This is a genomic window from Arthrobacter sp. B3I4 (assembly GCF_030816855.1).
Lineage (GTDB): Bacteria > Actinomycetota > Actinomycetes > Actinomycetales > Micrococcaceae > Arthrobacter.
In genome coordinates this window covers 858,570-872,348 of record NZ_JAUSYK010000001.1, presented here as the reverse complement: position 1 = coordinate 872,348, position 13,779 = coordinate 858,570, and the positions used below count along the sequence as shown (strand labels likewise).

Here is a 13,779-nt window from a genome sequence, read left to right as displayed (position 1 = left end):
CGGGCCGGGTTCGGACAGGATTCCTGCGGCTTGATGGCCGTCACCAGCTCCAGTGGGCAGTCTCACCCCGCTTTCGCCCGAACCGGCCCCTTGGGCAGCCGTAAAATGGAAGGTGCCCCCGATGGTGCGGACAGCCCTATCCACTCCATTCCCCGGGAGGCCCCACCATGCCCGTTCTTCAGCGCCGCCAGCTTGTTGGTCACGATATTCTCTTGGCCCGTCACGGAAACCACATCAGCGCCATGAGGGTGGACCGCGCCGCCGGCCGGGTGATTGCCTACCTCGATAACGGCACAGTGGACAGTGCGCCGAACCTGATCTCCCCGGCACTGCGGATGCCGGACACAGTCCGCAGCATCCTGCACGAGGACTGGAAGTTCCTGGCGGCGGTTACGGCCGGCAGCTTCGGCTTCGTCGGCGTCGTCTTCGCAGCCGCGGCGGCTGTTGCCGGGCTGGGCGATCCGGCCCTCGCCCAGGTGCTGTCCGTTTACTCCGGCAGCTAGGATCCCCGGGCCGCCGGTCCTGCGCCGGCAGGGTCGCAGCGCTCCTGCACCGTGGGCCGCAGCGCTCCTGCCCAGTTACTGGCCCTCGCGGGGCGGCTAACCGGCCGAAACGCGCGGGATTCAGCGGTCACCGCAGATCCCGGCCCCGGGTAACTGGGCAGGAACGTCGGCGCCGCGCATCCCGGGCAACGGTAACTGGGCGGGAACGTCGGGGTACGCGTGCCGGTTCGGCCGGCGGCGTGCCTTCAGTCGAGCAGCAGCGCAGGTTCTTCCAGGATGGACGCGACGTCGGCCATGAAGCGGGCCGACAGGTCCCCGTCCACCACCCGGTGGTCGAAGGAGCCGCCCAGCGTGGTGATCCAGCGCGGCATCACTTCACCGTCGAGCACCCAGGGCTTCTGCTTGATCGTGCCGAACGCGACAATGGCGACCTCGCCGGGGTTAATGATCGGCGTGCCGGTGTCGATGCCCAGGGCCCCGATGTTGGTGATCGTCAGGGTTCCGCCCTGCATCTGCGCCGGCTGGGTCTTGCCTGCGCGGGCGGTGGTGGCAAGTTCGTTCAAAGCAAGCGCCAGTTCCTTAAGTGAGAGGTCCTGGGCGTTCTTGATGTTCGGCACCATCAAGCCGCGCGGAGTGGCTGCGGCGATGCCGAGGTTGAGGAAGTGCTTGATGTGGATTTCAGCAGCGTCGCTGCCGTCCTGGGCGTCCACCCAGCTGGCGTTAACGCTGGGATTGCGGGCGGCGGCCCAGATCACGGCCTTGGCCAGGATCAGCAGCGGTGACACCTTGATGCCTTCGAAGTCGCGGGACGCCTTGAGCCGCTTGACGAACTCCATGGTGCGGCTGGCGTCGACGTCCACGAAGATACTCACGTGCGGCGCGGCGAAGGCCGAGTCGACCATGGCTCGGGCGGTGGCCTTGCGCACGCCCTTGACCGGAATACGCTCGATCCGGTGTTCCTGCCGGCGGCCCGTCTTGCCCCAGAAAGAGTCGGCCTGGTCCAGCTCCGCGTCGCGCTGCGCCTGGTAGCTGACCAGGTCCTCGCGGGTCACCTCGCCGCGGGAACCGGTGGGGACGACGTCGGCCAGGTCGATTCCGAGGTCGCGGGCGATCTTCCGGACCGGAGGTTTGGCCAGCACGCGGTTGACGAGGCCTGTGATGGCGCCGCCCAGGGTCGGGCGGGAATCGTCAGCCCCGGCTTGGGCGGGAACGGGGCGGTCCACGGAGGAAACCGCCTCCGGGCTGATCCAGATGTCGTGCGTTTCCACGGGCTCCGTGGCGTTGGGCGACGCCGACGCGGGGACCGCTGCCGGTGCGGGCGCGGCGGAGGAGACCCGGCGGCGGCGTTTGACGGCGTCGGCCTTGGGTCCGGAACCGACCAGCGGACCGCCGGCGGGGGGCCCGGCGGACTCGTCGGCGTCGGAGGTGTCCGGCTCCAGCTTGCCGTACATCGGCGGCTCGGGCGCGGCGGGCGCGGCTGCGACAACGGGCGGCTCGGCGGCTGCCGCGGGAGCAGCCGGTGCTGCGGCGGCTGCCGCATCGGAGACGCTGATGATCGGCGTTCCGACGTCGACGGTCACACCTTCGGCGACCAGCAGTTCGGTCACGGTGCCGGCGTACGGTGAGGGCAGCTCCACCAGGGACTTGGCGGTTTCGATCTCGCACAGCACGTCGTTGACGGCCACCGAGTCCCCGGCCTTGACTTTCCAGGACACGATTTCGGCCTCGGTGAGGCCTTCACCGACGTCGGGAAGGTTGAACTTGTTCACGGTCATGGAAATCCCCGTCAGTAGGAGAGGGCGCGTTCCAGCGCCTCAAGGATGCGGTCGATGTCCGGCAGATAGTCTTCCTCCACCTTGGCCACCGGGTAAGGCATGTGGAAGCCGCCGACACGGATGACCGGCGCCTCCAGGGAATGGAAGGCCCGCTCGCTGACCCGAGCGGCGATTTCGCCGCCGATACCGCCAAAGGTGGGCGCCTCGTGGGCCACGATGAGCCTGCCGGTCTTCCGGACCGAATCTGTGACCGTGTCAAAGTCGATGGGTGAGATGGAGCGCAGGTCGATCACCTCGATGCTGTGGCCGTCCTCGGCGGCGGCGTTTGCCGCGGCGAGGGCCACGGGGACCAGCGGTCCGTAGGCCACGACGGTGGCCTCCGTTCCGGCGCGCAGCACGTGGGCGGCGAACGGGTCGGCGGACCGGCCCGGGGCGTCGGTGTCGACGTCGCCCTTGAGCCAGTAGCGGCGCTTGGGCTCGAAGACAATCACCGGGTCCAGGCAGTCGACGGCCTGTTGGATCATCCAGTAGGCGTCATGCGGGTTGGACGGGGTGATGATGCGCAGCCCCGCGGTGTGGGCGAACAGTGCTTCCGGTGATTCCGAGTGGTGCTCGATCGAGCCGATGCCGCCACCGTAGGGGATACGGATCACGACGGGCACGGTGAGGTTGCCGTTGCTGCGCGAGTGCATCTTTGCCAGCTGCGTCGTGATCTGGTTGAAGCCCGGGAAGACGAAACCGTCGAACTGGATCTCGCAGACCGGCCGGTAGCCGCTCAGCGCCAGGCCGATCGCGGTGCCGATGATGCCGGATTCCGCAAGCGGGGTATCCACCACCCGGTCGGCCCCGAACTCGCGGATCAGCCCGTCGGTGACACGGTAGACGCCGCCGAGGGGCCCGATGTCCTCGCCCATCAGCAGGGTGCGCGGGTTGTTTGCCAGGGTTGCGCGGAGGCCCTCGTTGATGGCTTTGGCAATGGTCATGGTGGTCATCAGCTGGCGGCCCCGTCTGTGTCTGCCTGGTTCCCCGACCCGCCGGCGCCGGCTTCGTCGGCAAAGCCGGCGCTGTAGTCCTCGAACCAGGCCAGCTCTTCGGCGATCAAGGGGTGCGCCTCGGCGTAGGTGTTGGCGAACGCGGTGCGGATGTCCGGGGTTTCCAGGTCGTGGGTGGTTTTGCGCACGTAGGCGGCGAGCTCGTCGCCGTCGGCCCTGACCTGTTCAAAGAAGGCATCATCGGCGAAACCCTCGGCGCGGAGATACTTCTCCAGCCGCTCCAGTGGGTCCTTAGCCCGCCATTGCGCTTCTTCCTCGGAGCCGCGGTACTTCGTCGGATCGTCAGCGGTGGTGTGCGCGCCGACGCGGTAGGTGAAAGCCTCGATCAGCACCGGGCTTTTGCCTTCGCGGGCCCGTTCGAGGGCCCACTCGGTGACGGCGTGGACCGCGATGACGTCGTTGCCGTCCACCCGGATGCCGGGGAAGCCGTATCCCTTGGCCCGGTTGGAGAGCGGGATCCGCGTCTGCACGGCGGTGGGAACGGAGATCGCCCAGTGGTTGTTCTGGCAAAAGAACACGACGGGAGCGTTGTAGGAGGAAGCGAAGACCATGGATTCGTGCACGTCGCCCTCGGAGCTGGCTCCGTCGCCGAAGTAGACCATGACGGCGGCCTTGGGCGCCTGCCTCTCGGGCCCCGTCCCGCCCGCAGCGGCGCGGGCGGCCGCCAGCTTCTGGTCCCGCTGGATGCCCATGGCGTAGCCCACCGCGTGCGGTGTCTGGGCAGCGAGGACCAGCGTGTACAGGTGGAAGTTGGTGTCCTTGGGGTTCCAGCCGCCGTTGGACACACCCCGGAACTGGCGCAGCAGCTCGGCCAGGTCGACTTTGCGGGTCAACGCGACGCCGTGCTCACGGTAAGTGGGGAAAATGTAGTCCTGCGGCTGGCTCGCCCGCCCGGAGCCGATCTGCGCCGCCTCTTGGCCTGTGAGCGGAACCCACAACGCCAGCTGCCCTTGCCGTTGCAGGGCAGTCGCCTCGACGTCGAACCGCCGGATCTTGGCCATGTCGGCGTAGAAACCCCGGAGTTTGGCGGCGTCCAGCCGGGCGGCGTACTCCGAAAAGACCGGATCCGTTCCCAGGGTTCCCTCCGGGCTTAACAGCTGGACCATCGGGGCGTCGGGGGCACCCAGCACGGCTTCCGCCTGCGCCTCTAGCTGGTCGTCCACGTCAAGTCCGTCGAACTCGGTTGAGGGCAGATGTGTGGCGCCCATACCGTCTCCTTGCCTGCCGCATCCGCATGCGCTGCAATCGCTGGGATATATAACGGACAAGGAATACATTCCAGATCCGGCATATATTTTGGCTAACTCGTCCCTACTTTAGCCGCCGCCCGCTGCCTGCAGGCTTCGCGTTAAGCGCTAGGAACGCCGGGGGGCTTTTGTATAGATCGCACACAGCTCAAGGAACCGGCTGTTCGCCTCGGCCTCACCGATACTGACCCGTACCCCCTCATTTCCGAACGCCCGGACGGACAGCGCGCGTTCGCCTGCCAGAGCGGCAAATTCAGCGCTGTTAGCGCCCAGATTGAGCCAGATGAAGTTCCCTTGAGCGTCCGGCACGAACCATCCCAGCTCACGCAGAGCCGCCGTTACGCGGTCCCGCTCGTCCACCAGGCTTTGTACCCTTTCTACAACCTCCCCGAAGTGCTGCAGGGACGCGACGGCGGCGTCCTCTCCGATCTGGGAAACTGCAAAGGGCGTCGCGGTAACCCGCAGGTGCTGGGTCAGTTCCGGCTGGGACACGCTGTAGCCAACCCGCAACCCGGCCAGGCCGTGAGCCTTGGAAAAGGTCCGCAGCACCACGACGTTGGGGTACTTTCGGTACATCTCGATGCCGTCGACGGCGTCGGCGGCCCGGACAAACTCCTGGTAGGCCTCGTCAATGACGACCACGACGTCGGAAGGGACCGTCTTGAGGAACCGCTCCGTCTCGGCAGTCGTAAGGATGGGGCCGGTCGGGTTGTTGGGGGTGCAGAGCAGAATCATCCGCGTGCGGGCCGTGACCGCGGCTGCCATCGCGTCAAGATCGTGCCGGCCCTCGGGGGTCAGCGGGATCTGCACGCTCTCAGCGCCGGCGAGGCCCACGCTGATCGGATAGGCCTCGAACGAGCGCCAGGCATAGATGACCTCGTCGGCTTTGCCGTCGTCGTTCTGGCCGGCGAAGGTGGCCAAAAGCTGGTTCAGGGCACCGAGACTGCCGGCGCCGGTGACGATGTCCTCGGCCGGAATATCGAGGAAATCGGCGAGCGCCCCCCGGAGCTTGCTGCTCAGCGGATCCGGGTAACGGTTGAAGTCGGTCCGTGCTGCGATGGCCTGCTGCACTGCAGGAATCGGCGGCAGCGGGTTCTCGTTGGAGGAGAGCTTGTAGCTCGCGAGCCCCTCGACAGGGACCGGCGGTTTTCCGGCCGCGTAACGGGGAAGCAGGTCTACCACCGGCCGGGGGCGGATTCCGCCGGCCGGGTTTTCTGAAGAAGTCATGGCACCTAGCCTACTTCGCACTCCTGCCTGACGGTCCGGCGATGTGACAGCATGGGGCCATGCGCTCACTCATTGTGCGGGTCATCGTCAATGCGCTGGCCCTGTGGATCGCCAGCTGGATTCTTCCTGGACTGAATATCTCCACCTCCGCCACGACCGGCGCTGTCGCCAACAGCGGAGCCAGCCAGGGCACAGACGCTATCGGTATCGTCCTGGCGTACCTGTTCATCGGGTTGATCTTCGGCATCGTCAACGCCCTCGTCAAGCCGCTCGTCAGCCTCCTCTCACTGCCGCTCACCATCCTGACGCTGGGGCTGTTCACGATCGTCATCAACGCCGCGATGCTCTACCTCACCTCCTGGTTGAGCTCCTACACGCCGGTGCACTTCACCATCGACTCGTTCTTCTGGACTGCCGTGCTGGCGGCCATCATCATCACCGTCGTTTCCTTGGTGGCGAACAGACTGCCGGGCGGCCGGCGGCGCTAGCGCGCAGACCCAAGGCTAGCCGCGCAGCCGCCGCGCTCCCCGCGATGCGTCCGGGTGGCGTACCCGCGGCTCCGGTCCCGTCGCAGTGGCGGGGCCTGCCGGAGACGCTTCCCGGCGCAGCGAAAACCTCGTTACCGATGCCGTGCCCCCTGAACCGACCACGGCGGCCAGGGCTGCCGCCGATGCCTGGAGCGACGGGTCCCGGCTACCGGAGATTGCTTCCGCCCCCTCAACGTAGTTCTCCAGCCGGTGGCCGGGTCCGAGCCCGAAGTCCTGCCCCGGCGGCAGGACGAGGTCGTTCGTCAGCGTCACGGTAACGCGGTCCCGGGTGTCCGGGTTCGGCGTCCCGTCACTTCCCGGCACCCAGTCGTGCTGGTGCTCCAGGTGGAGGCTGCTGATGCCGGGCCCGGGGGTGATCCCGCCGACCGGTGAACCGGCGGTCAGCACGAATTTGAGGTCGAATTCGGCGAGGAAGGCCTCGTCACTGCTGAGGTTCATGGCGTGGATCCCGCCCTGGCTGTAGCCGACGGCGGCAACCTGCTCCCCCGCGGCCGCCCCGGCGTCGCGGAGTGCCTGCCGGATGGCCAGGCCGGTCTCCCGCGAATCGTACCCGAGGGCCTCGGCGATCCCCGCAGTGTCGAAGGGGTTCGTCCCCGCGGGCAGGCCGTCGAGCTGCGTTCCCGGTAGAACGACCACCCAGGCCCGGCTGTCTCCGACGTCGGTCTGGATGACTTCGATGTCACCGCTGGTCCGGCCGACGGCCTCCGCCTGCCGGAGCAGCCCTGCCGCAGACAGGTCGACCTCGGCGGTGCCCGATTCGCTACGAATGACCGAGACAGGCCTGGGCTTCAGGAACCCCAGTCCCGGCATTGCGGTCAGTTCGCGGATCGTGCGCCGGAGGTCGCCGGGGCCGCCCGCCACCGCCCCCGACGCCTTCAGGGCCTCGGCCAGCGGAAGAGGCACGCCCAGCAGCAGCGCCAATCCGTGAGGGACGAGTGCGACTCTTTGTTCCACTTGGTCGCGGAGGCCCGGGAGCTGGAAGGCGCCCTCGGCGGAACCGTACTCGGGTCCGGACAAGCCCATCCTGAGTAAAAGGGCGTTCCGGGCCTCGGTGAACTCGTACTCCCGGTGGCTGGCCCGGACCTGGGCCGCAATGTTTTCCAGCTCCGCCCTTACCCGGCCAATGTCCCGGCCGGCCTCCCCTACGGCAATGATGGCGTTGCTGCCGCTGCGGTAAGCATCGGGCTGGTAGCCGAACAGCGACCGCCGCACGCTGTCGGCCTCCGCCTCCAGGGCATAGAGCTGGCTTACCGCACCGTCCAGCGCCGCGGCTCCGGCCAGCAGTTCCTCAAACTGGAAGCTGAGGCCCCCCACACCGCCCCGGATGCGCAGCATCCCGTCCGGCGCCGGCGCTGAGGGCCGCGGCGCGTCGCCGGAGCCGGACGGGCTGGGTTCTGCCATCAGTACCCTGGGCGTCCGGACGAGAGCGCCACGTGCTGGGCGTGTGCCCGGACCACCGCAGCCGCCTCCAGCAGGCCAGCGCGGGCTCGCCGGAGTGAAGCCGCCTGAAGGGAAAGCGTCGTCCGGTAGGCGCGGCCCGCCGGTGATTGCCAGGCCTGCATCTCCAGCCTTCCCAGCGCCGCGAGCACGGCGTCTGCCCGCTCCGCACAGCCAGCCACCTGGTTCGCCAACTGCTGCACTTCATAACTTCGCGAAGCACAGGCCGCTGCATCTGCTGCCGTCAGGGTGCCGCTCATCAACCGCACTCCCTTCGTCCTTGTTCGGATCCCGGTTAGACGCTAGGGCCCGGCCGTGGCTGGCCGGAACCTGCAGGGACGGCCATGTGGATAAGGTCCGCCGCCGTGGCGGGCGGGGCTCGGTGCGGGAGGTCATACGCAACACCCCGCTTAAGGGCCCGGGGCACTTCGTGAAAGAATCGGCTCATGCCTGAAACTGCCGCCACAGCTGAGACCCGCACGCCGTCCGGACGCCTGGCCCTTGCCGCGTCCGACTCCCAGATCGCGCTCGGCCCGCTTGACGGCCGCTACCAGGCGGCCGTGGCGCCGCTCGTCGACTACCTCTCCGAGGCGGCCCTCAACCGTGACCGTGTCGCCGTCGAAGTCGAATGGCTTATCCACCTGACCAGCAACAACGTCCTGCCCGGAGCCGCGCCGCTGAGCGCAGAGCAGCAAGAGAAACTGCGCAGCATCGTGACGGAGTTCGACGCCGCATCCGTCTCGGAGCTGGCCGAGATCGAGGCCGTCACCGTCCATGACGTCAAAGCCGTGGAATACTACATCGGCCGCAGGCTGCCCGGGATCGGCATCGAGCATCTGACGGCCATGGTCCACTTCGGCTGCACCTCCGAAGACATCAACAACCTCTCCTACGCACTCGGCGTCAAGGGCGCGGTGGAGGATGTCTGGCTTCCGGCGGCCCGCCAGCTGGTCGCCCAGATCAGCGCCATGGCCGGGGCCAACCGTGCGGTCCCGATGCTGTCCCGCACGCACGGCCAGCCCGCCACCCCCACCACGCTGGGCAAGGAACTGGCCGTGATCGCCCACCGGCTGACCCGCCAGCTGGACCGCATCGCCCGGACCGAATACCTCGGCAAGATCAACGGCGCCACCGGGACCTACGCTGCCCACGTCGCCTCCGTTCCGGGCGCCGACTGGGAGCAGGTGGCGCGCAGCTTCGTGGAGGGCCTCGGCCTTGCCTGGAATCCCCTGACCACCCAGATCGAAAGCCACGACTGGCAGGCCGAACTGTACGCTGACGTCGCGCGCTTCAACCGGATACTGCACAACGTCTGCACGGACATCTGGAGCTACATCTCAATCGGTTACTTCGCGCAGGTCCCCGTAGCCGGCGCCACCGGCTCCTCGACCATGCCGCACAAGGTCAACCCGATCCGCTTTGAGAACGCAGAAGCCAACCTGGAAATCTCCTCCGGACTGCTGGATGTACTGGGATCCACCCTGGTCACCTCCCGCTGGCAGCGGGACCTCACCGACTCCTCTTCGCAGCGCAACATCGGCGTTGCGTTCGGCCACTCCCTGCTGGCCATCTCCAATGTCGCGAAGGGCCTGGAGCGGCTCGACGTGGCGGAGGACGTGCTCGCCCGGGATTTGGACACCAACTGGGAAGTCCTCGGCGAGGCGATCCAGATGGTCATGCGGGCCGAGGCGATCGCCGGCGTCGAAGGCATGGAAAACCCGTACGAGCGGCTCAAGGACCTGACCCGCGGCCAGCGCGTCGATGCGGCCCGGATGCAGGAGTTCGTTCAGGGTCTGGGCCTGTCGCCTGAGGCCGAAGGCCGGCTGCTGGCCCTCACTCCCGGCAAGTACACGGGCATCGCGGACAAGTTGGTCGACCACCTGGCCGCCGACGCCGGAAATTAACTTTGCGGCAGGCCGCCGTTTAGGTGCCCGTCGAGAACCGGCCAGACCTATCGTAGAAGCTGGGACTGTTACCGACACGAGGAGACCCCCTTGCGGAGCGACACAGAGTCGACGGCACGGACCAATCCGACCGGCGCCCGACCGGGCCCAGCGCGCGAGGCAGCAGAGCCGTTGAGCCTGATGAGCTTCAACATCCGCTGTGACGTCTCGGCGACGCTGCCTGGACAGGCAGATTACTGGCCCGAACGCGTCCCGGCGCTGCAGGCCGTTCTGGCCGAGGAACGCCCCGACGTCCTGGGGATCCAGGAAGGGCTGGCGCACCAGCTGGCCGTCATAGATGAGGCCCTTCCGGAGCACTACCGGATGATCGGCCACGGCCGCGAGGGCGGCAGCCGGGGCGAGCATTCGTGCATCTTCTACGATTCGAACCGCTTGCGGTTGCGGACGTGGGACCAGTTCTGGCTTTCGGACACCCCCGACGTCGTTGGGTCCGCCACCTGGGGCAATGACGTCACCCGGATCGCCACCTGGGGGCGGTTCGAGGACAGCTGTACCGGCCGGGAGCTGATGGTGGTCAACACCCACTTCGACCACGAGTCCGAAAACGCGCAGCTGCGCAGCGCCGAGGCGATCATTGACCACAGGGCACGCTTCGAGCCCGGGCTGCCCACCGTCCTGATGGGCGACTTCAACGCCGACGCCGGCGCTTCCGGCGCGTACACCGCTCTGGTGGGAAGCGGAGTCTTCCGGGATTCGTGGGAGGCCGCCAAGCAACGGCTTACGCCCGAATACGGGACATTTCCCAACTATAAGGATCCGGTCATCGGCGAGCGCCGGATCGACTGGATTGCCGTGACCCCGCAGATCCAGGTCTCCGAAGCCGCGGTCAACACCTTCCGCCTGGCGGACCGGTACCCCAGCGACCACGCTCCGGTTCAGGCCACCGTCAGGATCCCTTGACGTCGTAGGCGCCGCCAGCCGGCCGACCCCGGATGCCCGGTAAAATTCTAGCCATGAGGCTTCTCTTGATCCGCCACGGCCAAACCCCGGGAAACGTGCTGGGCCAGCTGGACACCGCGCATCCCGGTCCCGGCTTGACCGCGCTCGGCGAGCGCCAGGCGGCCGCGCTGGCACGCTCTCTGGCCAACGAGCGGATCGAGCTCTTGTACGCCTCCACGCTGGTCCGCACCCAGCTCACAGCCACGCCGTTGGCCGGCAGCCGCGGGCTGGACATCGAGGTAATGGAAGGATTGCGCGAGATCGAAGCGGGCGCGCTGGAGAAGCTCACCGACCGTGAATCCCACCTGCACTATCTGGGCACTGTCTTCGCCTGGTCCGCGGGCGAGCTGGACCGGCGGATGCCCGCCGGCCCCAGCGGTCACGAGTTCTTTGAACGCTATTACGACTCGATCGCCCAGATCGCCGCCGCAGCGCCCGGCGCGGATGACGCCACGGTCGCCGTCGTCAGCCACGGTGCGGCGATCCGCGTTTGGACTGGCCTGCGGGCTGCCAACGTCGAAGCGGAGTTCGCGGCGCGGCACGTGCTCGCCAACACCGGCATCGTGGCGCTTGAAGGCGATCCCGACGCCGGCTGGCGGCTGATCCACTGGGACGGCAGTCCCGTCGGCGGCCTCGCCCTGGCGGACCCGACGGCGGAGGATCCCACCGGCCGCCCGGCCTAACCTGGACGTACGCAGTCACTCAGCCTTCGACGGCGCGCCGCCCTGTGCCTTCCCCGCCAGCCGGAGCAGTCTGTCCCGTAACGGCTGGGCCTGCTCGGCCAGGGCCAGCCGTACCATGGCGCTTGAGGCCAGGCGCAGCGCCTGGCTGCGGAGCAGTCTGCGCCGGCTGTATGCCTGCAGGGCGGCAGGGACCGGACCGGCGTTGAGCAGATCCGCGAGGGTGACGGCGTCGATCAGCGCCTCGCAGGCCCCGCGCCCCAGGTTAGGTGCCATGCCGTGCGCCGCGTCCCCCACCAGCACCGCCCCGCCCCGGTGGTAGCTGCCCGGATAAGGCACCGTCCAGATCCGCTGTGCCAGCGTGGTCTCCGGTGTCACCGCCGCCAGGATGCTGTCTATGTCGCCCACCCGGCCACGGAAATGCGCACGGGTCAGTTCCAGCGCCTCTTCGACGTCGACACCGCTTGGCCCGAGGGCGGACCGGTAGGACGCGTACCAGTAGGTCCGGCCACCAGACGCGGGGAGGATGCCGAACAGCTGCCCGCGTCCCCAGTACTCGCCGCCGCCGTCCGGCGACACGGGCGCCTCGATAATGCCGCGCAGGGCAAGGTACGGACTTAGTCTGGCCCGGGCGCGTGCGCCCCAGACGTTCCGGCGAACCACACTGTGCACGCCGTCCGCACCCACGACAAGACCTGAAGCAGGCAATGTTGCCACCGTGCCGTACGCCCTCGCCACAGACCCTGGCACGGCCACATCCAACAGCCGGAGCAGGTCGGCCCGTGACACGCCGATGACTCCTGGCGCCCCGGCCTCGAGAAGCACAGCGCCCGAGCCGTCACGGAGGGCCATCCTGCCAAAATCTGCGCCCGCCGCAGCGACGGCCGAGAGTATCCCGATCTTCTCGAGCGCACGTTGAGCCTCCGGCCACATCGCCAGCGACGTCTCCACCCGGGGCGGCTCTTCCCGCGCTTCGTGGACCGTCACCCGGAAGCGGCCGGGATCAAGGCGTGCTGCCAGCGCCAGCCCCGCGATGCCGCCGCCGACGACCGATATAGCCTCCATGCCCAGAGTCTACGGCGGCCCGGGTCTGGGCACCCCCATGGATGAGCCACCGGTATTCATGCGGCGTTAACGCTGCAGGCGCGATCCGTTCCGGCGCGCAGGGCAGGCTCGACACCCGCGGCCGACAACTTTATCGAATCGATAGGCATAATGGCCACCATCCACCTTTCCCGGCTATAGGCTGGCCCCACCATGCCCCCTGGCCCCGATCAGAAATGAGACCGCCCGTGCGCAAGTTGAAAACCCTGGCTGCCGCCGCCGTCGCCGTCAGCCTTCTCGCCGGCTGCGGCACCGGTGCCGCAGCGCCCGGCTCCTCCTCCGCAGCCCCGGCCGGGCCGCCCGCGGTGGCCCCGTCCGGCCCGCCGTCCGGTGCGACCCTTGTCGTCTACACGAACTCCAACGGCGAGGGCCGCGGCGACTGGCTCACGAAGAAAGCCGCGGAGGCCGGCTTCAAAATCGAAATTGTGGGCGCCGGCGGCGCGGACGCCACCAACAAGCTCATCGCCGAGAAAAACAATCCGATCGCCGACGTGGCATTCGGCCTGAACAACATGTACTTCGAGCAGGTCAAGGCCGCCGGCGCGATCGAACCGTTCACGCCGTCTTGGTCCGGCGAAGTCGACCCCGCGAAGGGCGACAAATCCGACTCCAAGGCGTACTGGCCGCTCGTCCAGCAGGCCATCCTGCTCGGCTACAATTCGGACAAGTACAGCAAAGACCAGGCCCCGAAGGACTGGACCGACCTGTGGAACCAGGACAAGTTCAAGACCCGCTACGAGCGCGTCACCGGCCTGGGCACCGCCACCGCCCAGCTGGTCTTCGCCAGCATCCTGACCCGCTACAAGGACGACGGCGGCGACCTCGGCATCTCTGACGAGGGCTGGAAGCAGATTGAAGGCTATTTCAAGAACGGCACCCCCGCGGTCGCCAAAACCGACCTTTTCGCACGGATCGCGTCCGGCGACACGGACATGGGCCAGATGCCGTCCTCGATCATTCCTGACCGGGAAAAGTCCTTCAACGTCAAGGTCGACACCGTGATGCCCTCCGTAGGCGTCCCGCTCGCCATTGAGCAGGTGGCCTTGGTCAAGGGCTCGAAGAAGAAAGACGAGGCCCTGAAGTTCATCAACTGGTTCGGCAGCGCCAAAACGCAGGGCGAGTTTGCCCAGCAGTTCAACGCGATGCCCGTCAACACCGCCGCGGCGGCACAGGCCAAACCCGAGGTCGTTGAGTTCTTCAAGACGCTCAAGCAGCAGGACATCGACTGGAACTTCGTGCAGGCGAACATGGGCAAGTGGGTCGAGAAGATCGAGCTTGAATACATGAGCTAACCGGGACGGCC

General features: G+C 67.7%; 13 protein-coding genes. 6 read left to right on the top strand and 7 right to left on the bottom strand.

Going from position 1 to position 13,779, the window contains the following annotated elements:
• Positions 1-212: 212 nt before the first annotated feature.
• A complete protein-coding gene (locus QFZ61_RS04160; protein ID WP_373427126.1) occupies positions 213-503 on the top strand; it encodes a hypothetical protein in 291 nt (96 codons plus the stop codon).
• 245 nt (positions 504-748) lie between these two features.
• Here QFZ61_RS04160 and QFZ61_RS04155 read toward each other — a convergent pair whose 3' ends face one another.
• The 4 genes from QFZ61_RS04155 to QFZ61_RS04140 all read right to left on the bottom strand — a co-directional run bounded on the left by QFZ61_RS04155 (position 749) and on the right by QFZ61_RS04140 (position 5,804).
• Positions 749-2,278, bottom strand: coding sequence for a dihydrolipoamide acetyltransferase family protein (locus QFZ61_RS04155; protein ID WP_307033580.1), 1,530 nt, complete (start codon positions 2,276-2,278; stop codon positions 749-751).
• Positions 2,279-2,289: 11 nt separating this feature from the next.
• The gene (locus QFZ61_RS04150; protein ID WP_307033578.1) at positions 2,290-3,270 is read right to left on the bottom strand and encodes an alpha-ketoacid dehydrogenase subunit beta; all 981 of its coding nucleotides are present in this window, start codon (positions 3,268-3,270) and stop codon (positions 2,290-2,292) included.
• A complete protein-coding gene (locus tag QFZ61_RS04145; protein WP_307033576.1) occupies positions 3,270-4,538 on the bottom strand; it encodes a thiamine pyrophosphate-dependent dehydrogenase E1 component subunit alpha in 1,269 nt (422 codons plus the stop codon). The genes QFZ61_RS04150 and QFZ61_RS04145 overlap by 1 nt, the downstream gene beginning before the upstream one ends.
• 147 nt (positions 4,539-4,685) lie before the next feature.
• The gene (locus QFZ61_RS04140; RefSeq protein ID WP_307033574.1) at positions 4,686-5,804 is read right to left on the bottom strand and encodes a histidinol-phosphate transaminase; all 1,119 of its coding nucleotides are present in this window, start codon (positions 5,802-5,804) and stop codon (positions 4,686-4,688) included.
• Between the two features lie 59 nt (positions 5,805-5,863).
• Here QFZ61_RS04140 and QFZ61_RS04135 point away from each other — a divergent pair, with 59 nt between their 5' ends.
• Positions 5,864-6,292 (top strand): phage holin family protein, encoded by a 429-nt coding sequence (locus QFZ61_RS04135; protein ID WP_307033572.1) that lies wholly within the window; start codon positions 5,864-5,866, stop codon positions 6,290-6,292.
• A 15-nt stretch (positions 6,293-6,307) separates the two neighbouring features.
• Here QFZ61_RS04135 and QFZ61_RS04130 read toward each other — a convergent pair whose 3' ends face one another.
• Together QFZ61_RS04130 and QFZ61_RS04125 are read right to left on the bottom strand one after the other, a co-directional pair.
• Positions 6,308-7,753 carry a hypothetical protein gene (locus QFZ61_RS04130; protein ID WP_307033570.1) on the bottom strand — a complete coding sequence of 482 codons (1,446 nt, stop codon included), beginning with the start codon at positions 7,751-7,753 and terminating at the stop codon, positions 6,308-6,310.
• On the bottom strand, positions 7,753-8,049 hold the full coding sequence (locus QFZ61_RS04125; RefSeq protein ID WP_307033568.1) for a hypothetical protein: 297 nt from the start codon (positions 8,047-8,049) through the stop codon (positions 7,753-7,755). The genes QFZ61_RS04130 and QFZ61_RS04125 overlap by 1 nt, the downstream gene beginning before the upstream one ends.
• 186 nt (positions 8,050-8,235) lie before the next feature.
• Here QFZ61_RS04125 and purB point away from each other — a divergent pair, with 186 nt between their 5' ends.
• The 3 genes from purB (at position 8,236) to QFZ61_RS04110 (ending at position 11,375) form a co-directional block, all read left to right on the top strand.
• Positions 8,236-9,693: an adenylosuccinate lyase gene (purB, locus tag QFZ61_RS04120; protein ID WP_307033566.1), complete on the top strand. Its 1,458-nt coding sequence runs from the start codon at positions 8,236-8,238 to the stop codon at positions 9,691-9,693.
• 90 nt (positions 9,694-9,783) lie between these two features.
• Positions 9,784-10,653: an endonuclease/exonuclease/phosphatase family protein gene (locus QFZ61_RS04115; RefSeq protein ID WP_307033564.1), complete on the top strand. Its 870-nt coding sequence runs from the start codon at positions 9,784-9,786 to the stop codon at positions 10,651-10,653.
• Between the two features lie 53 nt (positions 10,654-10,706).
• Entirely contained in the window at positions 10,707-11,375 is a 669-nt protein-coding gene (locus QFZ61_RS04110; RefSeq protein WP_307033562.1) for a histidine phosphatase family protein, read from the top strand.
• 15 nt (positions 11,376-11,390) lie between these two features.
• Here QFZ61_RS04110 and QFZ61_RS04105 read toward each other — a convergent pair whose 3' ends face one another.
• Positions 11,391-12,437 carry an FAD-dependent monooxygenase gene (locus QFZ61_RS04105; RefSeq protein WP_307033560.1) on the bottom strand — a complete coding sequence of 349 codons (1,047 nt, stop codon included), beginning with the start codon at positions 12,435-12,437 and terminating at the stop codon, positions 11,391-11,393.
• Between the two features lie 227 nt (positions 12,438-12,664).
• On the opposite strand from QFZ61_RS04105, the gene QFZ61_RS04100 reads away from it, so the two are divergent.
• On the top strand, positions 12,665-13,768 hold the full coding sequence (locus QFZ61_RS04100) for an extracellular solute-binding protein (protein ID WP_307033558.1): 1,104 nt from the start codon (positions 12,665-12,667) through the stop codon (positions 13,766-13,768).
• The last annotated feature ends 11 nt before the right edge of the window (positions 13,769-13,779 follow it).